The sequence below is a fragment of the Sphingomonas sp. LH128 genome (genome assembly GCF_000293195.2).
Lineage (GTDB): Bacteria > Pseudomonadota > Alphaproteobacteria > Sphingomonadales > Sphingomonadaceae > Novosphingobium > Novosphingobium resinovorum_A.
On the sequence record NZ_ALVC01000316.1, the window covers coordinates 1 to 21,860 of the forward strand.

The window sequence follows — 21,860 nt, forward strand, 5'->3', positions numbered from 1 at the left end:
AAACCTACAATGTCAAAGAACGAACCAGCCTTGCGGGCCAGACCCGCCGAACAGTAAAGCCGGACAACCAAGCGTCCCTCGTTCTTGCGATCGGGGGAACTAGCTGTCCGTCTGTGTTGGCGACCGTAGCAGAAGCGTGCTCCGCTGCGGTGAAGCGGCCTCTAAGGGGGGCTTCTGATTCGGTCAACAGCCAATTTTCAAAAATGTTTTCAACAAACGATCGCCCGCCAATCACGGCCTCCAAGGATATGGCCACCTTCGGGCCAACCGTGCCCTCGCCGGCTTTTCGCATTCCACACGCTTTCTTTACCGCGCTGCGCATAAGGCCCAACGTGCAAACGCGCTTGCGCCGCAACACACAGCGAGGAACCTGTTACCTACATGCCGACACCGGCGATCAGCGTGGCCATGAGCGTCTTCAACGGCGAGCGCTTTCTTGCGTCCGCAATCGAAAGCGTGCTGGCGCAAGATTTCAGCGATTTCGAATTCCTCATCGTCGATGACGGGTCCAGCGACGGGTCGGCCGCCATGCTGCGGGAATACGCCGGGAAAGATTCGCGCATCCGGCCGATCGTTCGGGAAAATCGCGGTCTCGTGGCCAGCCTCAACGAGATGATCGAGACCGCCCGAGCGCCGATCATCGCCCGCATGGACGCCGACGACATTTGCAGGCCGGATCGCTTCGGCAGACAAATCGCCTTCCTGGCGAACCATCCGGACTATGGCGTCGTTGGCAGCTGGAGCGAAGACATCGGCGAGGATAGTGAGAAACTTGTCCGCTCCGGTGCCGATCATCCCGAAACCCATGAGGAACTGCTCGGCGCCATCGAGGTCGGAGGGCAACTGATTTGCCACCCTGCCGCGATGTATCGCCGCGACGTCGTGCGCTCGGTCGGCGGATATCACGCCGCATTCAGGCATTGCGAGGACCTAGACCTGTGGCTGCGGCTTTCGAGCGTGACCAGGCTGGGCAATATCCCCGAGCGCCTGCTTCGGTATCGGCGCTATCCCGGACAGGTTTCGTCCCGTCACGCCACCGAACAGCAGATAGGTACCGCCGTGGCGCAAGTCGCCTGGCGCGAACGCAGGGCCGGACGCCCGGACCCGACGGCCGCCCTCGACCGACTGCCGCCGATCGACGAACTGGACTCGCTGTTCGGCCGGCCGGGTATTTCCCGTCAGGTCCGCGAGCAGGTTGCGCTGGGCCTGCTCTATTCGGCAAGCGCGATGCGCGACGAAGGCTTCGACCTTCTGGTGAGCCATTTGCGCGATGGCGGACGCCGTGACGGCATGTGGCGCACCGTGGCCCGGCTGGTGCGTTTCGGGGAGCCGGTGCGTGCACTGCGCCTCGCCGCCACGCTGACCACCTCGACCTCGGCCTGATCGTCGCTCATGTCGATCGATATCGAAACGCAGCCCGCCGAAACCAGCGCGATTGACGCAGGCCGGGGAACCGGCAGCGTCAAGTCCGCGGCGCTCTGGGCGGCGGCAAGCCAGTACACGCAATTCGTGCTCCAGTTCGCAACCTCGGTCATCGTCTCGCGCTTCTTCCTGAAGCCCGAGGAGATCGGGCTGTTCTCGGTGGCGTTGGCAGCTGCGATGATCCTGTCGGTGATCCAGGACTTCGGCCTCACCCGCTATCTCGGTCGCCATCCCACTGCGGACGAGGATACCGTACGGCATTGCACCGTGATCGCGGCAGGCTTCTCGTTCCTGCTCGCCGCCCTGATCATGGCGATCGCATGGCCGGTTTCGCGCTTCTATGCAGAGCCGAAGCTGTTTCCCATACTTGGGCTGATCGCGGCGTCCTACCTGCTCAATCCCTGGAGCATCGTTCCGGTGGCACTGCTGTCGCGGCGGCTCGACTTCAGGGGCACGTTCATCGTCAACGCGACCGGATCGGTGACGAACAGCGCCTGCGCATTGACGTTGGCGGCGCTGGGATTTTCGGCGACCTCGCTGGCCTGGGCGATGATCGCACAGGCCGGCGCGCGAGCCGTCGCCGCTCAGTTCCTGCGCCCGACCCCGCCGAGCCTTCGCGTGCGGCGCGAGCGGGCGCGCGAGATCATCAGCTTCGGCTCCGGCAGCGCGCTGCTCTACCTCTCCGGAGGGATCGGCATGCGCACGCCCGACCTCATCGTCGGGCGGATGCAGGGGATGACGGCGGCGGGCCTGTTCAGCCGGGGTGTCGCGCTGGCCACGCAGCTCCATTACCTCGTCGCGGGAGCGGTAAGTTCGATCTATTATCCCACGTTCGCGCGGCTGCGGGACGAGGGCAAGGACCTTGGCCCCTACTACGAGCGCGTAGTCGCGGCACATGGCGCGATCGTCTGGCCCGCGATGGCGCTGCTCGCGGTCTTAAGCGAGCCGGTTATCCTGTTGCTCTATGGCCCGGGCTGGGCCGAGGCGGCGCCACTGCTCGCCCTGGTCGCGCTGGCCGAGTGCTGTTTCGTTGCCCTGCCGCTGCATATGGACCTGCCGATCCTGCTGGGACGCTTGAGGAGCCTGCTCTGGTTCAATCTGGCCGATACGGCGCTTTCGGTCGCCACCCTGGCGGCCGGTGCGGCGATCGGCGTGGAGGCCGCCGCCGCCTCGCGGCTCGTCTACGGGCTCGGGTGGTTCTTCCTCTACGCGTTCTGGCTGCAGAGGCTGATCGGCTTCCGGTGGCGTGCCACCCTGCGGGTCTATGTATCGAGCGCCCTCGTCGCGGTAGTGACGATGGCTCCAGCTATTTATGCCGTCACCGTATGGAGATCGCCGGCAACGCTCGGCTTCGTCGGCCTGGTGATCACGGGCACGGCGTCGGTGCTCGCGTGGGCTGCCGCCATCGCGCTGGTGCGGCACCCCGCACGCGACGATATCGCGGGCATGGTCGGCCACGTGCTCGGACCAATCCGCGTGCGACTGCGACCGAGCCAAGGCTGAAACACATTGCTGTTTCACATAGAGTTCCACGCAACATCATGATAGGCTGATCGGCAAGCAAGGAAACGCGGAGCATGTACTCCGCGGGGAGGATGCGATGTCGGGAATGAGCATGGCGCTGGCGATGCTGATCGCCAATCCCGTTATCCTCGGGGCGACCCCTGCCCCGATCTCGCAGGCGGCGCAGCCCGGCGAGGCGCCGCAGGGCGACGTGGTGCAAGGCGATGCAGACGCCCACTTGCGCATGACGGTGGCGGTCGCCGTCCACGGGGTCGGCCCCTATCGCTTCCTCATCGACACCGGGTCTCAGCGCACGGTCGTTTCCACCACGTTGGCGGGAGCGCTTGGGCTGGTGCAGGGACCGCAAGTGCGCGTGGTCGGAATAGCCGGGGCGCACGACGTCGCCACAGCCCGGGTCGAGTCGATCACGGTCGGCCCCCGGGCCTTCTACGACCTGACCGTACCTCTGCTCGAGCGTGCAAACATGGGCGCCGACGGCATTCTCGGCACTGACAGCCTGCAGCACCAGCGTGTCCTGCTCGATTTCGCGCGCAACACCATCGCCATCGGCGACATGGCGGAGACCGGCGGCGCGCGCGGCTTCGAGATTGTCGTGCGCGCCAAGCAACGGTCCGGCCGCCTTATCCTCACCGATGCACTGGTCGATGGCGTCCGCACCGACGTCATCATCGACACCGGTGCCAGCGGAACGATCGGCAACCGCGCCTTGCAGGACGCGCTGACGAAAAAGCGGCGACAAGCGATGCTCAAGGGATCGGTATCGAGTGTTACCGGTCAGGAACTTGCCGTCGATCTCGGCGTGGCTGACAAGCTGGAACTGGGCGGGATCGGCGTCACCAACGTCGTGATCGCCTATGCCGACGCCCCCGCTTTCGGCGAACTGAAGCTCGGGCGCAAGCCGGCGATGTTCCTCGGAATGCGCGAGTTGCGGGCCTTCAAGCGGGTCGCCATCGACTTCACGAAGCGCAAGGTGTCGTTCGATCTGGTCGGGACGCCCTGATCCGCTCTCACACTTTCAGCCAAGCCGCAGCGCATTGCCGGATTGTTTCATGCCATCGAACCCCTAAATAGCGCCCATGCCTCCCGATACCGCCGTCCGCGATTCCAATGCCCGCCACGATGGCTGGCGCACCCTCCTGCGCTTCATGCCGTACCTGTGGCCACGCGACAATCCGGCACTGCGCTGGCGGATCGTCTGGGCTTGTGTATTCATCGTGCTGTCCACGGCGACGCAGCTGGTGCTGCCTTACATGATGAAGTGGGCGGTCGACCTGATGGGCACGACCGGGCCAAAGCTGGTCCAACTGACCATGCTTATGGTGCTTGGCTATTCGGCCGGACGGCTGGCGCAGACCGGCTTCGACAACTTGCGCAACATCGTGTTCGAGAAGGTCGGGCAGGACGCGACGCGCGAACTGGCGGAGAACGTGTTCGGCCAGTTGCACCGCCTTTCGCTGCGCTTTCACCTCGCCCGTCGCACCGGCGAGGTGACCAAGACCATCGAACGCGGGACCAAGAGCATCGACACGATGCTCTATTTCATGCTGTTCAACATTGCCCCCACGATCCTGCAATTGCTGGTGGTGGGCGTGATCTTCTGGGTCAATTTCGGCCCCGGCCTGGTCGCTGCGACGGCGCTCGCCATCGCCGCCTACATCTGGGTCACGCGCGTCATCACCGAGTGGCGGACGGCGCTGCGCGAGCAGATGAACCGGCTCGACGGACAGGCCCTCGCCCGCGCCGTCGATTCGCTGCTGAACTACGAGACGGTGAAGTACTTTTCCGCCGAGAAGCGCGAGGAGGAGCGCTACGCGCAGGCGACCCGGGCTTATGCCGTTGCTGCCGTGAAGAGCGAAAACTCGCTCGGCATGCTCAACATCGCGCAAGGCGTGGTGGTGAACCTGCTCATGGCGGGCGCTCTTGCGTGGACGGTCTACGGCTGGTGGCGCGGCAATTATACGGCGGGCCAGTTGGTCTTCGTGCAGACCTACCTTACGCAGCTGTTCCGGCCACTCGACATGCTCGGCATGGTCTATCGCACGATCCGGCAGGGCCTTATCGACATGGCGGAGATGTTTCGCCTGCTCGACACCCCGGTCGAAGTGCCCGACGCTCCCGGAGCGCCCGCGCTGGTCATTCGCCGGCCGTCCATCGTTTTCGACGACGTCGTCTTCGGCTACGAACCGGATCGCATCATCCTGCATGGCCTGTCGTTCGAGGTGCCTGCGGGACAGGCGTTCGCCATCGTCGGCCCTTCCGGCGCGGGCAAATCGACGATCGCGCGGCTGCTCTATCGCTTCTACGATCCGCTTTCGGGCCGTATCCTGATCGACGGCCAGGATATCCGGCAAGTCGCACAGACCAGCTTGCGGGCCGCGATAGGCATCGTCCCGCAGGACTCGGTGCTGTTCAACGACACGATCGGCTACAACATCGGCTACGGTCGCGATGGTGCCGAGGCTCACGAAATCGAGACGGCAGCACGCGGCGCCGCGCTGATGGGCCTGATCGACCGGCTGCCGCAGGGTTTCGAAACCGAAGTCGGCGAACGCGGCCTCAAGCTCTCGGGCGGCGAGAAGCAGCGCGTCGCAATCGCGCGAACACTGGTCAAGAATCCGCCGATCCTGATTCTCGACGAGGCGACCAGTGCGCTCGACACCCGGACCGAGCAGGATATCCTCGCCACCTTGCACCGCGTGGCCGAGCATCGCACTTCGCTATCGATCGCGCACCGCCTCTCGACCATTGCGGACGCCGATCGCATCCTCGTCCTCAACGAAGGGAAGCTGGCCGAGAGCGGCACCCATTCCGAACTGCTGCGCCGCGACGGCCTCTACGCCGAAATGTGGACGCGCCAGGCCGCCGAGGCGGAGGCCATGAACGAAGCGGCCGAATGACCGCCGCCATCACAAAGGCACGCACAGCGAAAGTTGGTGGGCGGCGCTCGGCCGTTACGGAACCCTTTGAACCGTCACCAGTTCGTCAGGAAGAGTTGGTGCAGGAGACGTGGTTCGATGAGATCGGGTTTTGCGGGTATCGGCGTAATCGTCCTGGCGACAACGCCGCTCGCAGCGATTCCGCTTGCCCTGCCGTCCATGCCCGCCCGGGCGCAAGTCGAGCTAGCCACCAAGACTTACACCGCGACCGGGCAGGCAGCCCACATCGTCCACGCCGCCAGCGTCAGCCGGCCGACGCGCTGAACGTTACCTGACGACGTCGGCCTCGTGCCAGACGACGGCCTGGGCCGCCTTCATGCAATTTTCCGCCGTATCCCACGACAATGACGGCGAGCCGTAGAGCCGCCAGCCCTGCGCCAGCGCTTCCGACACGCGCTCACAGAAAGCGCGGTCGTCCGCTCCCGTGAGCAGGCGGTATACAGGACGATCTTCCGGGGTCTGGTACATGCTGGGCACTCTTGTGATCCGATATCAGATGCCTAGCCACTCCAGACCGGACGGCAAAGCCCCGATCGCATAATCGACCTGCAAAACCCTCCTCCTGCGGCCCGGACGTGCGGCATTCGAGGCATGCAGGATAGGTGTCCGATAGAACCAGACGTCTCCAGCATCCGCCAGACAGACATGCTTCTGCAGACCCTGCGCAATCTGCTCCACGGCTGGCGCGGGTATCCGCCCAAGTCGATGTGAGCCCAGAGCGACAAGCAGAGGCGCTTTTTCATCGTCCACCGGGTCGATATGGATGCGCACAGTCAGCATTTCATCGATTACCGAAAACGGCGGTTCGACATGGACTATACCCTGTTTGACGGTCCAGGGGCCGAAGCCGGACACATCCATCCTCTGGCGCACCGTGATAGTTCGATCCTGATGCCAGCCAAGTACCCACCCCGCCGCATCGTTCTTATCGAACAGCACTACACGAACCGGCTGGACGCCGGCCCCCAATAGGGTCTTGGCCACCGCGCCGACCGGCCCGCCCTCACCGAGCATGAACCCAAGCTCCGGATCATCCGAAATGCGCAGCCCTGCCCGGCCGTCCGGCATTCGCGCGAGGATACGGTGCAAGTCCGCCAGCATCGGCGCAGCAAGCCCCGGATGGCACACCGCGCCATCGCGTTCCAGTTCGAGGTCCACCACAGCACAGGACGCGATCACCCCGGATAACGCTCGAACTCAGGCAGGCTTGCAGCATCCTTCATCCAACCGACGCGTTCGGCGACCTGGATCTGGGCTTGCGGCTGCAATGCCCCGGGATCGTCCAGTGTGACCACCTGAATATCCACCAGTCCGGGCAGCACCGCTTCGTTGACGTAATAGAGCCCCGATCCGCACGTCGGGCAGAAGTGGCGGACTGCGTCACCGTTGGAGCTGTATGACGAAGGCTTTCCTGCAGTCACCGCGAACTCATCGGCTGCATAAGCCGCCCACGCGACGGTCGGCGCTCCGGAGGACTTCTGGCAATCGGCGCAGTGACACAGCGCGACATGCTGCGGCTGTCCCTCAACGCTGTAGCGCATCGCGCCGCACTGGCATCCACCTTCGAGCTTCATGGCGATTCTCCTTCGCCAAGCAAGCTACCCCTTTCGCCGGAACATTCAAGGAACAAAAAGGGCGCGGACATGCTGCCCGCGCCCTTTCAAGTCCGTTTCGGCGCTACCGTCAGAGAATGTACTTCGACAGATCCGCGTTGCCCGCGAGGCCGGACAGCTTGTCCTGCACGTAAGTGCGGTCGATCGTCACCGTCTCGCCATTGCGGTCCTCGGCCTCAAAGCTGAGTTCCTCAAGCAGCTTTTCCATCACCGTCTGCAGGCGGCGGGCGCCGATGTTCTCGACGCTCTCGTTCACTTGCGCGGCGATCTTGGCGATCTCGTCGATGGCGTCGGCAGTGACCTCGACCGTGACCTGCTCGGTGCCGAGCAGCGCCTTGTACTGCGCGATGAGGTTGGCGCGCGTTTCCGACAGGATGCGCACGAAATCCGCCTCGGTCAGCGCCTTGAGTTCGACGCGGATCGGCAGGCGTCCCTGCAGTTCGGGCAGCATGTCGCTCGGCTTGGCGACGTGGAAGGCGCCGCTGGCGATGAACAGGACGTGGTCGGTCTTCATCGGGCCGTACTTGGTGGCGACCGTGGTGCCCTCGATCAGCGGCAGCAGGTCGCGCTGCACGCCTTCGCGGCTGACCGAACCGCCGCGCACGTCCGAGACGGCGATCTTGTCGATCTCGTCGAGGAAGACGATGCCGTTGTGCTCGGCATTGGCGAGCGCCACGCGGGCGACGTCATCCTGATCGAGCCGCTTTTCCGATTCCTCGTCGACCAGCTTGTCCCAGGCGTCGGGCACCTTCATCTTGCGGCGCTTCATGCGCTGGCCGCCCAGCTTGCCCATGATGTCGCCGAGATTGATCATGCCGACCGAGCCGCCCATGCCGGGAATTTCCATCGGGCCGGAGGGCGCATCCTCCACCTCGATCTCCACCTCGGTGTCGTTCATGGCGTTTTCGGTGATGCGCTGGTGGAAGGCGGCGCGCGTCGCCTCCGAGGCGCCATCGCCGACGAGGGCATTGAGCAGCCGGTCCATCGCCGCCTTGCTCGCCGCCTCGCGCACGGATTCGCGGCGGCGCTCCTTCTCGATGCGGATCGCTTCCTCGACGAGATCGCGGGCGATCTGCTCGACGTCGCGGCCGACGTAGCCGACCTCGGTGAACTTGGTGGCTTCCACCTTGACGAAGGGCGCTTCGGCCAGCTTGGCGAGACGGCGGCTGATCTCGGTCTTGCCGCAGCCCGTCGGACCGATCATCAGGATGTTCTTGGGCGTCACCTCGTCCCGCAGGTCGGCGCCCAGGCGCTGGCGACGCCAGCGGTTGCGCAGCGCGACGGCGACGGCCTTCTTGGCCTCGGTCTGGCCAACGATGTGCGCGTCGAGCGCGGCGACGATCGCCTTGGGCGTGAGATTGTCGTTCATTTTCTTTCTCCGCCCTTCCGTTTGCGGGAGGGCCAAAATCGTAAACCGGGTGGGTTCATCCGGCAGTGGCAAACGGCCCACCCCCGGCCCCTCCCGCAAGCGGGAGGGGGGAAACGGTCAGACGGTCTCGACCGTCACGCGATCGTTGGTGAAGACGCAGATATCGGCGGCGACCTGCATGGCCTTGCGCGCGATCGTCTCGGCGTCAGTCTCATAGGCATCGATCGCGCGGGCGGCGGCAAGCGCATAGTTGCCGCCCGAACCGATCGCGGTGATCTGGCTGTCGCCCCCGGCCGCGCCCTCGGGCTCCAGCACGTCGCCGTTGCCGGTGAGCACCAGCAGGGTGTCGGCATCGGCGACGATCATCAGCGCCTCGAGGTTGCGCAGGTACTTGTCGGTGCGCCAGTCCTTGGCGAGTTCGACGGCCGCGCGCATAAGCTGGCCGCGATACTGCTCCAGCTTGCGTTCGAGGCGCTCGAAGAGAGTGAATGCGTCGGCAGTGGCGCCCGCGAAGCCGGCGATGACCTTGCCGCCTTCTCCGATGCGCCGGACCTTGCGGGCGTTCGGCTTCATCACCGTGTTGCCCATGGAAACCTGACCATCGCCAGCGATGACGGTCTTGCCGCCCTTGCGTACGCCGATGATGGTCGTTCCGTGCCACTGAATGAGGCCGTGGCTCGCCCCGTCGTTGTTCATGAGCGCGGATATATGCCACGCTCCGGATGGTTCAAGACGGTAGATTAACTGCCGTTCGGGCCGGGGCCTTGCGGCGTCTGGCCCATGCCGCCCGCACCGACCGCGCCGATGTTGCCGAACAGGTCCTCGAACAGGTTGCGATGACGGCCGAGCGTGGGCGTGACGTGACCGTCCGGATCGATCCGCGCAACCTGCTCCGCGCCGCGCTTGTCGACGCCGACGACGTTATTCGCCGCATCGAAGCGCACCCGCAGCACCGTCTGGCTGTCGGTGCGCGGCTTGCGGAACGGCGGGGTCTTCACTTGCTGCGACACATAGTACCAGTCCTTGCTCCCGAACTGGCTCTCGAAGGTCGGGCGGCCGAGCGTCTTTTCCACCGACATGCGGTTGTCGATGCCGGGCTGCACCGAATCGAGCAGCGACTGGTCGATCATGTAACCGCGATGGTCGCGGATCGACGTGCAGCCGCCGACCAGAGTGGCGACCGCCAGCGCAATGCCTGCCGCTGCCACCTTGAGACCCACCTTGCGCATTTCAACACTCCAAACCGCAGGAACGGAAACCACAGGCATTGCCAGCAGCGTCCATACCCATATATCGCCAGACGGCCTTAAGGCCCCACAAGCGCCCGCGCAATGGGCGTTGGGGCAGACCGGTTGAATTGCCCCTTAACGGATATCCTCGAAGAAAGGCCCGTAGCCATCGTGTCCCTGATCTCCCGCCTCCTCGGCAAAGGCCCCGATTCGCGCGAAGCCGTGCGGCCGCTGTGGCATCGCGTGGTCGAAATCGCGCGCGAAAAGGCATGGTATGCCGAGTGCGGCGTCGCCGACACCGTGCCCGGCCGTTTCGATGCGGTGACGCTGGTGATGGCGCTCGTCATGTTGCGTGCCGAGCGGGACAAGGAAACCGACGATACGCTGATCAACCCCTCGGTGCGGCTGACCGAGCTGTTCGTGGACGACATGGACGGCCAGCTGCGCCAGTCGGGCGTCGGCGATCTCGTCGTCGGCAAGCGCATGGGCAAGCTGATGAGCGTGCTGGGCGGCCGGATCGGTGCCCTGCGCGATGCGCTCCCACAGGACGACGCCGCGCTCGCCGCCGCGCTGGAGCGCAACGTCACGCTGGTGGAAGGCGCCGACACCGCGCGCCTCGCCGCCCGCGTTCGCGCGCTTCACGCGCAGATCGATGCCCTCTCCAACGAAGACCTGCTTGCTGCTAGGATCGCGCGATGACCCCTGAATTCTCCCGCCTGCTGGACGTGCGCCAGATCGAAGGCAAACACGTCCGCCTCTCGCCCAACGAAGCCGAGCGGGCCGCGCTCACCGAACGCTTTCTGCTTGTGCGGATCGACGAACTCGTCGCCGAACTCGACCTCTCGACTTCGGAGCGCGAAGGCGGCTTCCGCATCGAGGCGCGTGGCACCCTCAAGGCCGAGATCGTGCAGCCCTGCGCCGTCTCCGCCGAGGATATCCCCGTATCGATCGACGAGGCGCTGTTCTTCCGCTTCGTGCCGATGGCGACAGGTTATGCGCCCGACGAGGAAATCGAGCTGACCGCCGACGAACTCGACGAAATCGAGTATGAAGGCGCCCACATCGACATCGGCGAGGCGGTTGCACAGAGCCTTGCCCTCGCCATAGATCCGTTCCTGACCGGACCGCAGGCCGACGCGGCACGCAAGGCGGCGGGCATCGGCACGCCCGAGGACAGCGGCCCTTTCGCAGCGCTCAAGGGCCTGAAGCTGGGCGGCGACTAGAAAGCGACAGCCTCTGCTGCGGTCAATTCGTGATTACGATCGAGGGTCGCAGCGTCCCACTCTGAATCCCACCGTCACGCAGCCTTCACCGAACCGCAACGCCAGTTTCACACGGCGCGCCTAGTGGCGCCGTCAGGACCACGTTGCGAAAAGTTCGGGGGGAACGCGTCGCATGAAGAGCCTGACGAAGATGTCGCTTGCGACGGCCGCTGCGGTCGTCGTGCTCAACTTGTCGAAGCCGTCTCCGGCGGCGGCGCCCGAACGCCCATTCGCCAGCTCGGTGCGGGACGACGGAACGCTTTCGGTAATGACCTATAACGTGAAGGGCCTGCCCTTCCCGCTCGCCTATGGCCGGGCCGAGGCGCTCGGTGAAATCGGCAACCGGCTCCGCAAGCTGCGCCGCGAAGGACGCCAGCCGGACGTCATCCTGTTGCAGGAGGCCTTCATCCCGGAGGCCAAGGCCATCGCCCGGCGGGCGGGCTATGCCCATGTTCTGCTCGGCCCCGGCGTCAAGGATGCGCCCCGCGATGTCGCACAGCCCGATACCTTCGTGCAGAACGCTTCCTGGAGCCGGGGCGAAGCGGTCGGCCCGCAGGTCGATAGCGGGCTGGTCATCCTGTCCGACCATCCGATCGTGAAGGCCAGCCGCATGGTCTTCCCCGAGGCGATGTGCGCCGGGTTCGACTGCCTGGCCAGCAAAGGCGTCGTCATCGCGTGGATCGCGGTGCCAGGGCGCGCCGAGCCGGTCGCCGTCGCCGACACGCATCTCAATTCCCGCAAGGCATCCGGCGTGCCGGTCGCCCGCGCCAACGTTGCCTTCACGCGCCAGGTCGAAGCCATGCGCACCTTCCTGCGCAGGCAGGTGGATCCGCACGCGGACCTCATACTGGGCGGCGACTTCAACATCGGCGACGATGCGGAGCGAATCGCCGCCACCCGCGAACTGATCGCGGGCGGGCAGGACGCGGCGGAGACCGCCGACGGCCCGCCGGATCAGCAGCGCGACCTTGCCGCCATTCGCGAACGCAACAAGGACAAGCTCTATCATCGCGGACTGCTGCGCCTGCGCAGCCTGGAGGTCCCGCTGGGCGAGGGCACGGGCAAGGACGCGTTTTCCGACCACCTCGGCTACGTGGCGCACTACAAGCTCTCGTGAACGCGTCACTGCGAAAGAAATGCATCCATACGCGTCATTTGCCGAGCAGGGTGACAGGTCCGATCAATCCCGAGGGTCGCAGCGGTGCATCGGGGCGGTACGTCGGCATCGCCGTCCAGGTGATCGGCTTCGCGCCGGGCTGCTGGTCGCCGATCAGGCGGTTGACCCACAAGTTCGCGACCTTGACCTCGATCGTGTTCGCACCTTTCCTGAGCGCACCGCCGACATCGATGCGGTAAGGCGCGTGCCACACCGACCCTACGTCGCGCCCATTGATGGTGACTTGCGCCAGATCGCCGACCTCCCCGAGGTCTAGCAGCAGCGGACGCCCCGGCCTGGCGCCCTTGGGCAGCACGAAGCTGCGCGTATAGGTCGCCTCGCCCGAGAAATACCGGATCGACGGATCGGCATTGCGGTCCAGCGGCGCGAGTGTCGTCAGTCGGATCGAGGCAGGTGCGCCGCGATCTTGCTGGAAGCGCACGGTCCATCCGTCGTCGAACGTGGCCAGCGTCGTCGCAGTAGCGGCCGGCACGTCCAGGGAGCGCGCGGTTGCATTCTCGTGAAACACCACGAAGACCGCATCGCCCGCCACCAACGAGAGCGGCACTACCGTCTCGCCGCCTTCGATGCGATAGCTGACGGCCTCGCTTTCGCCCGTTTCCGGGTGCCACAGGCGGGGGACCTTGCCGGTCACGCGGAAATGGGCCTCGACGGTTTGGGCGCTGTCCTGCGGGTTGCTGAGATAATAGATGTCACCGGTTCTATCCCGGCGGTGGACGAAGGGGATCTTCACGCCGGCTGCGGCTCCGGTGAACGTAAAGTCCGGCGCGGTGCCGATCGTCTTGAGCGCAGCTTCGACGTCGCTGCCGGGGATGACCCGCCCCTGCCCGACCCGCGCCGCGCCCGCGCCGGGCCACAACCTGGCGACGAGAGCGGACCACTCGGCATCGCTGCCCTGCCCCCGCCCGTCCATGCCCGGCGTCGCGACCGGTGCGTTGCCGATGACGGTTGCTCCGCCCTCGACGAGCGTCGCCAGTTTGCGCAGCGCGGCGAGGCTCATGCGCTGCGAGGAGCCGCCGAGGTAGATCGCCTTGTAACGCGCACCGCTGGGCGCGACGAGGTCGGCACCGTCGTTCTTCAGCAAGGTGTCGAGCGCATCGAAGCTGAGGAAGTCATAGGCATGGGCGACCGGGGCGTCGGCCACCGGCTTGTCGCCGTAAAGCCCGGTCAGCGGCGCTTCTTCGCCGTAGAAGTAGGCGATATCGGCGACGTTTCGCCCGGTCTGCAGCAGCAGCGAGGACCGCGCGATGTAGTCGACCCAGGGCTTGGCCATCTCGCCCCAGCTTTCCATGCGGTTGAAGTACTGGCCGAAGATGAACAGCGAGAGGCCCGGCTTCTTGTCGTCGACCGGGACATGGACCGAGGTATGGACCACCGGCCGGTTGACGCCATTGACGAATTCCATGTCGATGAAGCGCTTCAGGTCCTTGGGCGCGAAGGCCCAGGGCGCCATCGAGGCCGTCATCGATTCCGCCGCGACAAGGTTCTGCCCATAGAGATGCGCCACCGATGCCGCGCCCTTCATGTCGGCGATCAGCGTCTGGCGCGGGCCGTCGTCCTTGCCGAAAGTCCACATCGCCGCCATCGGCACGTCGGTCGCCTTGCGCATGGTCATGTCGTCGCCCAGCATCGGGCGCTTGTCCTCCAGCGCCTCGCCGTAGACGATCAGGCCGTTCTCGTGGGCGGCCTTGGCGACGGTGCCGTAATGCTCGCTGGCGAGGAGATCGGCCAGGGTGCGGCGATAGTCGTAGAGGAACTTGTCCGACTGCGCACGCGTGCCCACCAGCGTGCCGGTGAGCGCGGGCAGCCAGGGACGCGGATCGTAGCCGCGCAGGTTCTGGAACTGCTCGATCATCCGGGGCGTCCAGTTCGCCTCGCCGACTTCGATGGAGTCCGTCAGCAGCGCGCGCACGCCGCGCTTGCCGACCATGTCGGCACCGGCGGCGTCCTTGTACATGCCGATGTAGTGGTCGAGATACCGGCGCACCGCCGCGCCGTCGAACTTGTCCACCTCCAGCCCGGTTGCTTCAGGCGGGGCGGGATGGTTGGTCGTGCCGAGCAGCGAATAGCCCATGCGCAGGACGCGCCAGTGCTGCCCCTTGGGGAGCGCCGGGGCCTGCCAGTCGAGGGAGCCGTCGGGCCGCAGCCTGCCGGTGAGGTCGACGACCCTGGCAGGCTCCACGCCGCTTGCCGCGTCGGCCGGTGCACCGAGCGCGTAGTAGTCGCGGCTCATTATGAAGCCGGACTTGGTCTCGAAGCGGTCGACCTTGCTCCCGGCGCCCAGTGCGAAAGTGCCGACGACGAGCGGCTTCTTTGCCATCATCGCGCCGACGCCGTCGAACAGGCCTGCCATCGCCGTGCCCGGAGCCGGTGAGCCAAGCCCGCCATCAGGCTTGCGCGGATTGAGCACCACGCGGAAATGCGCGGCGGTGACAGCCGGGAAGCTCGCCGTGGTCGGCACCGCGCCGAGCGTCAACGTGGTGATCGGGGTCCAGACGGCGCCGTCCGTGCTGGCCTCGAGCGCCGCCATGAAGGCCGCCCCGGCAAAGGGCACGACCACATCGGGGATATAGAGTGTCGCCGAACGCACTTCGGTCGGCCGGGCGTAGTCCAGCCGCAGTTCGGGCACCGTGCCCTCCTTGCGCACCAGCGTGACGCCTGTGGCGATGTCCGCATCACCAAGGACCGCAGCATCCAGCGCATTGCCGAGCCCATCCGAGGCGCGCGCCAGCGCAGGGGCAGCCGGCGTCGCCTCCGGGAATGCGAAGACGCCGACCTCACCGTAGAACTTCGGGCCGGGAGGCGCGGGATGGCCGGAGATCATCTCCTCGATCGACAGCGGCGGGGTCAGGTTCTGGTAAGGCCCGGTCGTCTGCGGCGGCGCGGCCAGCTTGCCGGTGAAGCGCTTGCCCGGCGCTACGGACGTCTCCGACCAGACCAGCTTCTTCAGGCCATCGCGCGGCTGCACCCATGGCCCGCCGGTTTCCGACCAGCCGGGCGAGGAAGCGATGGCCAGTTCCAGCCCCTGCCGGTCCGCCTCATGCGCGGCGAAGCGGAAGGCGTCCTTCCATTCGGGCGTCATGTAGAGGAGGCGATGGTCCACAACTTGCGGCGTCTGCAGGTTGGCGTCGAAAGTCTGGGCGCCGCCGATGCCGACGCGCTTCATCCATGCAAGGTCCTTGGCGATGCCGTCCTTGGTGATGTTGCCGTTCATCCAGTGCCACCAGACGCGCGGCCGGGCCGAGTTCGGCGGATCGCGGAACGCTTCGAGCAGAGGATCGCCTGCCTCGACCGGCGCGGCCGCCTGCACCGGCGCTTCCTCCTTCGCCACCGCATGCGGTGCGGCCAGAGCCGAAGCGAGCATCAGCATCACGCGAAAACGGCGACCCGGCATTCCATACTCCCCATCTCTATCCTGGCGGAGCCGCATCGGGGCCCAGCAGGATCTATATCTTGATTCCAATTTGTGACGGCCGCCTGCGTTACAAGGCATTTCGCCGCGCGATCGCGCCGAGCACCGAAGCACTTGGCTTGGGCGTGCGGGCAAAGGTGGCGGGATCGACGCTGCACAGGCCGAAGCGAGGCTTGTAGCCGAAGATCCACTCGAAGTTATCGAGCAGCGACCAGTGCATGTAGCCCAGCACCGGCACTCCGTCGTCGATCGCCTGCTTGAGCCCCTCCAGCGCGGCGGGGATGAAGCGCGCGCGCAAGGTGTCGTCCCCTGTGCCGACGCCGTGCTCGGACACCAGCACCGGCACCCGCGTCGCCTCATGGACGTAGCGCACCGCACCCGCGAGCGAGGGCGCCCATACCTCGGTGCCCGACCAGTTGACGTCCGCACCATCGGGATGCGGCAGCCGCCCCTTGTCGTTCCACACCGCGCGTTCGTAGTTCTGCACGCCGATGAAGTCGTCGGCTTTCGCCACTTCCAGCCAGGCCCCGTAGGTTTCCGCGCGCACTTTGTCGCGGATCGAGTTGCGGCCCGCCGCCTGGTCGTCCAGCACCGAGAGAGTGAGGCCGACCGGCAGGTCCGAACGCACCGCCTTGATCGCCGCGCGCGCCGCCTTGTGTCCGGCCAGCAGCCCGGTCTGGATCGCGTCGAGGTCCTCGAGCGCGGCGACGTTGGCGCAGACGTACTTCTCCACGCCGAAGCGCTTGGCGGCGGCGGCAAGGGTCTGGCGCTGCATGTCCCATACCGGCGGGGGCAGCATCGGCTTGAGGATCAACAGCAGGTTGGGCTCGTTCAGTGTCATGGCCATGGCGATGTCGGCGCCGATCGCGCGGGCCACCTTGTCGCAGTAACGCGCGAAAAGCTGCGCCGATTCCGGGTTGGTCCAGCCCCCTTGCGCGCTGAACCAGCGCGGCGCGGTGAAGTGGTTGAAGGTCACCAGCGGCTTCAGTCCGCGTGCATGGCAGCCCGCGACGATCGCCTTGTAGTGATCGAGCATCGCCTGCGAGAACAGGCCCTTCTCCGGCTCGATCCGCGCCCACTCCACGCCGAAGCGATAGGACGTGAGGCCGAGCGACTTCACGATGTCGAGGTCGCTGGCCCACAGTTCCAGGCTGTTGCAGGCATCGCCCGAAGGCTGGGCGAAGATCGTCGGTTGCTGGTTCTCCAGCGGCCATAAATCGGAGGCGACATTGTTGCCCTCGATCTGGTGCGGCGCGGTGGCCGCCCCCCACAGGAAGCCTGCGGGGAAAGCCGGGCTCGGGCGCTTCGCGGCGGCGCGCGACACGGCGGGAGCAGCCGCGATCATGGCGGCGGCGGCGAGCATGCTGCGGCGGTCAATCTGGGTCATCAGGATTTCCTCACGAATGCGCGGAGATGAAAGTCAGGATTTCGTCGGAAAGCCGCCGGTCGGCGGTGCCGAGGTGCATGGCCATCGAGTAATGGTTGTGGCCGCTGGCATAGTGCGCGCGCGGCAGGCAGCCGTGGCGGTCCAACCGGGCCTGCAGAAGCCCGGCCCACTCGGCCTGGAAGCGCGGCGGATCGAACTCGGCACAAGCGAGCAGCAAGGGGAGCGCGGTCTCGACCACAGCCTCGCGCGGCATCCGTCCGGCGTAGGCGTCCTGCGGCCCGTAGTAGAGCATGTCGCGCTCATCGAGCGGGGTGAAGCCGTAAAGGCCCGAGAGCAGGACGGCGGCGCGTACCATCCCGGCATGGTCGCTCCGCAGCTTCAGGAACCCGGCGATGTGAACCGAACCGGCGGAGGTGCCCAGCAGCACGATCCGCTCGGGATCGCCGCCGTGCTCGGCCGCGTGCTCCTGCAGCCATGTGACGGCGGCGGCGACATCCTCGGCCCCGGCGGGCCAGGCCTCGCCGGGCGCGAGGCGGTAGTTCATCACCGCGCCCAGCATCCCGTTCGCGGCAGCCCATCGGCCCAGATGGGCGTTGGCCCAGTTGCCGTTCCCGTCACCGCCCTTGTCGCCGGCGAGGAAGCCTCCGCCGTGGACGAACAACAGCACCGGGCGCAGCCTCCCGCCCTCCCCCTCGCGATAGAGGTCAAGCCGGTTGCGCAGATGCGGGCCATAGGCGCAGTCGCTTGCGACAGGGGCAAGCGCGGCGGCGCGGGGCTCCTGCTCGGGCGCATAGAGCGCCCTCACCGCGCCCACAACATCGGGGCCGAGGCGGGTTCCGAGTTCGGCGATCGTATCGGTCACGCAGCCTGCTCCTTCAGCGTCCGGTCGAACAGGAAGGACACCGCCAGCCGCGTACAGGCAAGCCCCAACAGCGCGCCGTACACGACCTTGAATGCCAGTGCCGGATGGCTGGGCACTTCGTGGAGCGGCCCGAAAAGCGCCAACCCCGCGAGGACGAGCGCGGAGGCGACGCCGCAAGCCACGCCGCGCAGGACGATCCCCGCAACGCTTGCGGGCGTCGCCAGCCCCATCCCGCGCAGCCTCGCCCGCACCAGCAAGGTCGGCACCAGCGAAGCCATGAGTGAAACCATCACCCCTTGCGGCACGAAATCGAGCGCGAAGCGATCCGGCGCCGCCATCGTCAACGGCCTTGCGGAAAGGCCGAAGACGATGGCGAAGAACACCGCGCTCAGCACCGCGTTGATGACCGCGCTGATCGCCTGTTCGCGGCGACGCAGCGCCCGAAGGTCCAGACCTGACGGCCCTGACGGCCCTGCTGGCACAGCCATCGTCAGAACTTCGCGTCCAGGCTGATGCCGACGTTGCGGAACGACTGCGGCCCGTAGATCGCGCCGATGTTGCCTTCGCTCGCGCCCGCAGTCGTCGTGCTGGTGTAGGGGAAGTCGCTCTGCATCAGCGAGGGTTCGTGCACGTTGAACAGGTTGCGCACGAACAGCGCAACCGAATAGCGCTGGTCCTGCGTGCGCAGGCCGACCCGCCCGCCGACCATCCAGTGGGCGCGGAAAGTCGTGTCCGCCACCGAGTTCGCCTCGTACCGCACGCGCGACTTCCAGACGGTGTCAACCGCCAGGAACCCGGCCAGGGTATCGCCGAAGTCCTGCTTGTACTCGCCCGAGAGCGTGAACTTGTAGCGCGGCGAATTAGCCAGCTGCGTGCCGCCGATATCAGTCCCGTCTGTGCCGACGAAGCCGCCGGGATAAGTCGCCTTGGCGTAGATGAAGCCGGTGTTGAGCGATAGGTTGGGCGTCACCTTGCCGAAGAAGTTCAACTCGGCGCCGCGCGTCTTCACGCCGTTGATGTTGGTCTGGACGCACGAGATGATGCCGTTGCCATCGACCGTGCACTGCTGCGCCTGGAAGTTGCGGATCTTCATGTAGAACACGCTGAGGTCGGCCACCCAGCCGCCGAACAGCGTGGCCTTGAGGCCCGCTTCGTAGGAAGTCGGGATCTCGGGCTGGACAACGGAGGGATCGCCCACCGCCGGAACCGCGATCTGACCGCCCTTGAACCCGCGCGATACGGTGGCGTAGCTCATCATCGTCGGTGTCAGATCGTACTGCGCGCCCGCACGCCAGGACCACTTGGCAACGTCGAGGAAGGTTTCGGTCTCGGACGTCGCCGTGTTCAGCGAAAGGCGATCGGTCGTGTAGCGTACGCCGCCGATGAGGCGGAAGTTGTCCGAAACGTGGCCGGTCGCCTGCCCGAAGAAGGCCAGCGATTCGTCGCGGATAGTCAGCGCGGGCGTGGTCGATGTGACGATCGGGATCACGACGCCCGGAACCGGGACCAGCGTGACCCGAACGATCTCGGGAATGCGGGTCTGCTTCTGGCTCGAATAGAACGCGCCGGCCGTATACTCGATGGGCGAGCCCGCGGCCGAGCTGACGCGGAACTCCTGCGTGAACAGGCCGAGGTCGCGGTCGACCGGGTCGTTGGCCACCTGCAGTTCCAGCGGCGAGCCGCGGAAGACGTCGGACGCCGCACCGTACCCGGTCTCGGTCGCCTTGCGCCAGGCGGTGATCGAGGTCAGCGTGAACGGATCCGCCGCATAGTCCACCTGCAGCGAACCGCCATAGCTGGTCGCCTTGCCGACCTGGTCGTTGTTGCTGCAGTAGTCACGGTTGCCCTCCCGCACGGTCACGCCGCAACTGGCGAGGCGATCGGTGATGCCCACCGCGTCAAAGCCCGCACCACCGAGGAACGAGCCGGGGCCGCTGGTCTTGACGAAAGTGAAGAAATCGCCGCCGTTCTCGTAGCGGGTCTGCGAATAGTCGCCGATGAGGTTGACGGTGAGGCGGTCGGTCGGTTCCCACAGCAGGCGGCCGCGCACGCCGTAGCGGTCGTTGTTGTTATAATCACCGGTCGTCGCGTTGCGGTTGACGCCCTGGCGCAAGTTGGCGACGCCCGAGACGCGCATCGCGGCATTGGATGCGAGCGGCACGTTGATGACGCCTTGCACGACCTGGTTGCCGTACTTGGCGCCTGCCGTCCCGGCGTTCGACAGCTCGGTCCGCACGCGGCCGGAGAACTCGCCGAATTCGGGCGCATTGGTGGTGATGTTGATGACGCCCGCAGAGGTCGTCAGGCCGAACAGCGTGCCTTGCGGGCCCTTCAGCACCTCGACGCGGGAGATGTCGAACAGGTCCGAGATATTGGCGTTGCCCTGGCTCACCTGATCGACCACGACGCCCACCGAGGCGACCGCACCGGGAGAGAACGTCAGGGTGCCGATGCCGCGGATCGATCCGCCGCCGCCGGTGTTCTGGCCCGGTGCCGACTGGATTTCGAGGCTCGGCGCGATGCGGGCGAGGTCGTTGACGGTGTTCACCTGCTGACGCTCGAGCTGGGCCGCGCTGGCGACGGTGATCGAGATCGGCACCTCGGTCACCTTCTCCGCGCGGCGCTGGGCGGTGACGATGATGTCGTTGCCCGAGGCGTCGGCGGTCGAAGTGTCGGCGGGCGCACCTGCGTCCTGCGCAAGGGCAGGAGCGCCGATGGTGCTCAGAGCGATGCCCGAAAGCAGCGCAATCTTGCGAATGGTCATGTCTGTCTCTCCCTTGAACTTGTTATCTGGTTGGTCGAAGCGGCTCAGGCTTCATCTATGACGGGGTTGGAAAGGGTGCCGATCACGCCGACCGAGACTTCGACGGTGTCTCCAGCCTTGAGGTAGAGCGGGGGCTTGCGCTTGTCGCCGACGCCGCCTGGGGTGCCGCTGGCGATGACGTCGCCGGGGTGCAGTTCGGTGAAGGTCGAGCAATAAGCGATGACCGTAGGAATATTCCAGATCATGTCGGAGACCGGCTGGTCCTGTACCAGTTCGCCGTTCACGCGGGTCTGTACGCGCTGCGCAGCAATGTCCTCGACTTCACCCGCCGGGACCATGTGCGGACCGAAGGCGCCGGTGCCGGGCCAGGTCTTGCCGGGGGTGAACTGGATGTTGTGACGCTGCCAGTCGCGGATCGAGCCATCGTTGAACGGCGCGTAACCGGCCACGTGGTCCCACGCATCTTCAGGCGCGATGCGGCGTCCGCCCTTGCCGATGATCACCGCAAGCTCGCCCTCGTAGTCGAAGCGCTCGCTTTCGAGCGGGCGGACCATGGCGTCGCCGTCGGCGATCAGGCTGTCGGCCCAGCGGGTGAAGATCGCCGGGTGCTCCTTCTGCTCGCGCCCGGTCTCGGCGACGTGGGTGGCGTAATTGAGCCCAACGCACAGGATCTTGCCGGGGTTCGGCACCACCGGCAGCAGCCTGACGGCGGCGCGGGCAAACTCGCCGGTAACGACAAGCACCGAGAGATCGCCCGCGAGCGCGTCCTTCAGCCACGCATCACCGCCGGGTGCGCCGAGATCGAGCACCGTCTCGCCATCGAGACGGCCAAAGCTGCTGGTGCCGTCGGGGCGCTGGAAACTGATATACTGGGTCATGTCCGTTTTCTCCTGACCTGCCGGA

Annotated in this window: 20 protein-coding genes; 8 read left to right on the forward strand and 12 right to left on the reverse strand. The window is 66.2% G+C overall.

What is annotated here, in order from left to right; genetic code table 11:
- Positions 1–381: 381 nt before the first annotated feature.
- From LH128_RS22815 to LH128_RS22835, 5 genes are all read left to right on the forward strand, one after another.
- The gene (locus LH128_RS22815; protein WP_008832054.1) at positions 382–1,383 is read left to right on the forward strand and encodes a glycosyltransferase family 2 protein; all 1,002 of its coding nucleotides are present in this window, start codon (positions 382–384) and stop codon (positions 1,381–1,383) included.
- A 9-nt stretch (positions 1,384–1,392) separates the two neighbouring features.
- A complete protein-coding gene (locus tag LH128_RS22820; RefSeq protein WP_008832055.1) occupies positions 1,393–2,925 on the forward strand; it encodes an oligosaccharide flippase family protein in 1,533 nt (510 codons plus the stop codon).
- A gap of 97 nt (positions 2,926–3,022) precedes the next feature.
- Positions 3,023–3,946 carry a retroviral-like aspartic protease family protein gene (locus tag LH128_RS22825; RefSeq protein WP_037520963.1) on the forward strand — a complete coding sequence of 308 codons (924 nt, stop codon included), beginning with the start codon at positions 3,023–3,025 and terminating at the stop codon, positions 3,944–3,946.
- A 76-nt stretch (positions 3,947–4,022) separates the two neighbouring features.
- Entirely contained in the window at positions 4,023–5,843 is a 1,821-nt protein-coding gene (locus tag LH128_RS22830; RefSeq protein WP_008832057.1) for an ABCB family ABC transporter ATP-binding protein/permease, read from the forward strand.
- 117 nt (positions 5,844–5,960) lie between these two features.
- The gene (locus LH128_RS22835; protein WP_008832058.1) at positions 5,961–6,146 is read left to right on the forward strand and encodes a hypothetical protein; all 186 of its coding nucleotides are present in this window, start codon (positions 5,961–5,963) and stop codon (positions 6,144–6,146) included.
- A gap of 3 nt (positions 6,147–6,149) precedes the next feature.
- Here LH128_RS22835 and LH128_RS22840 read toward each other — a convergent pair whose 3' ends face one another.
- The 6 genes from LH128_RS22840 to LH128_RS22865 form a co-directional block, all read right to left on the reverse strand.
- A complete protein-coding gene (locus LH128_RS22840; RefSeq protein ID WP_008832059.1) occupies positions 6,150–6,350 on the reverse strand; it encodes a DUF1737 domain-containing protein in 201 nt (66 codons plus the stop codon).
- 24 nt (positions 6,351–6,374) lie between these two features.
- Entirely contained in the window at positions 6,375–7,040 is a 666-nt protein-coding gene (locus LH128_RS22845; RefSeq protein ID WP_037520970.1) for a phytanoyl-CoA dioxygenase family protein, read from the reverse strand.
- 17 nt (positions 7,041–7,057) lie between these two features.
- Entirely contained in the window at positions 7,058–7,456 is a 399-nt protein-coding gene (locus LH128_RS22850; protein WP_008832061.1) for a GFA family protein, read from the reverse strand.
- A gap of 109 nt (positions 7,457–7,565) precedes the next feature.
- Positions 7,566–8,864, reverse strand: a complete 1,299-nt coding sequence (hslU, locus tag LH128_RS22855) for an ATP-dependent protease ATPase subunit HslU (RefSeq protein ID WP_008832062.1) — start codon at positions 8,862–8,864, stop codon at positions 7,566–7,568.
- Between the two features lie 117 nt (positions 8,865–8,981).
- Positions 8,982–9,560, reverse strand: a complete 579-nt coding sequence (gene hslV, locus LH128_RS22860) for an ATP-dependent protease subunit HslV (RefSeq protein WP_008832063.1) — start codon at positions 9,558–9,560, stop codon at positions 8,982–8,984.
- A 44-nt stretch (positions 9,561–9,604) separates the two neighbouring features.
- On the reverse strand, positions 9,605–10,093 hold the full coding sequence (locus LH128_RS22865; RefSeq protein WP_008832064.1) for an outer membrane protein assembly factor BamE: 489 nt from the start codon (positions 10,091–10,093) through the stop codon (positions 9,605–9,607).
- Between the two features lie 171 nt (positions 10,094–10,264).
- Here LH128_RS22865 and LH128_RS22870 point away from each other — a divergent pair, with 171 nt between their 5' ends.
- The 3 genes from LH128_RS22870 to LH128_RS22880 all read left to right on the forward strand — a co-directional run bounded on the left by LH128_RS22870 (position 10,265) and on the right by LH128_RS22880 (position 12,472).
- Positions 10,265–10,792, forward strand: coding sequence for a ubiquinol-cytochrome C chaperone family protein (locus LH128_RS22870; protein ID WP_008832065.1), 528 nt, complete (start codon positions 10,265–10,267; stop codon positions 10,790–10,792).
- Entirely contained in the window at positions 10,789–11,316 is a 528-nt protein-coding gene (locus LH128_RS22875) for a YceD family protein (protein WP_008832066.1), read from the forward strand. The genes LH128_RS22870 and LH128_RS22875 overlap by 4 nt, the downstream gene beginning before the upstream one ends.
- Positions 11,317–11,488: 172 nt before the next feature.
- Positions 11,489–12,472, forward strand: coding sequence for an endonuclease/exonuclease/phosphatase family protein (locus LH128_RS22880; RefSeq protein WP_008832067.1), 984 nt, complete (start codon positions 11,489–11,491; stop codon positions 12,470–12,472).
- Positions 12,473–12,506: 34 nt separating this feature from the next.
- Here the strand turns inward: LH128_RS22880 and LH128_RS22885 are convergent, their stop codons facing one another.
- The 6 genes from LH128_RS22885 to LH128_RS22910 form a co-directional block, all read right to left on the reverse strand.
- Positions 12,507–15,926 (reverse strand): glycosyl hydrolase, encoded by a 3,420-nt coding sequence (locus tag LH128_RS22885; protein WP_008832068.1) that lies wholly within the window; start codon positions 15,924–15,926, stop codon positions 12,507–12,509.
- Positions 15,927–16,014: 88 nt separating this feature from the next.
- On the reverse strand, positions 16,015–17,331 hold the full coding sequence (locus LH128_RS22890; RefSeq protein WP_008832069.1) for a family 1 glycosylhydrolase: 1,317 nt from the start codon (positions 17,329–17,331) through the stop codon (positions 16,015–16,017).
- Positions 17,332–17,341: 10 nt separating this feature from the next.
- The gene (locus tag LH128_RS22895) at positions 17,342–18,193 is read right to left on the reverse strand and encodes an alpha/beta hydrolase (protein WP_008832070.1); all 852 of its coding nucleotides are present in this window, start codon (positions 18,191–18,193) and stop codon (positions 17,342–17,344) included.
- Positions 18,190–18,681 (reverse strand): hypothetical protein, encoded by a 492-nt coding sequence (locus tag LH128_RS31560; RefSeq protein ID WP_008832071.1) that lies wholly within the window; start codon positions 18,679–18,681, stop codon positions 18,190–18,192. The genes LH128_RS22895 and LH128_RS31560 overlap by 4 nt, the downstream gene beginning before the upstream one ends.
- Before the next feature lie 2 nt (positions 18,682–18,683).
- Entirely contained in the window at positions 18,684–20,957 is a 2,274-nt protein-coding gene (locus LH128_RS22905) for a TonB-dependent receptor (protein ID WP_008832072.1), read from the reverse strand.
- A gap of 44 nt (positions 20,958–21,001) precedes the next feature.
- Positions 21,002–21,835, reverse strand: a complete 834-nt coding sequence (locus LH128_RS22910) for a fumarylacetoacetate hydrolase family protein (protein ID WP_037520975.1) — start codon at positions 21,833–21,835, stop codon at positions 21,002–21,004.
- Positions 21,836–21,860: the final 25 nt, after the last annotated feature.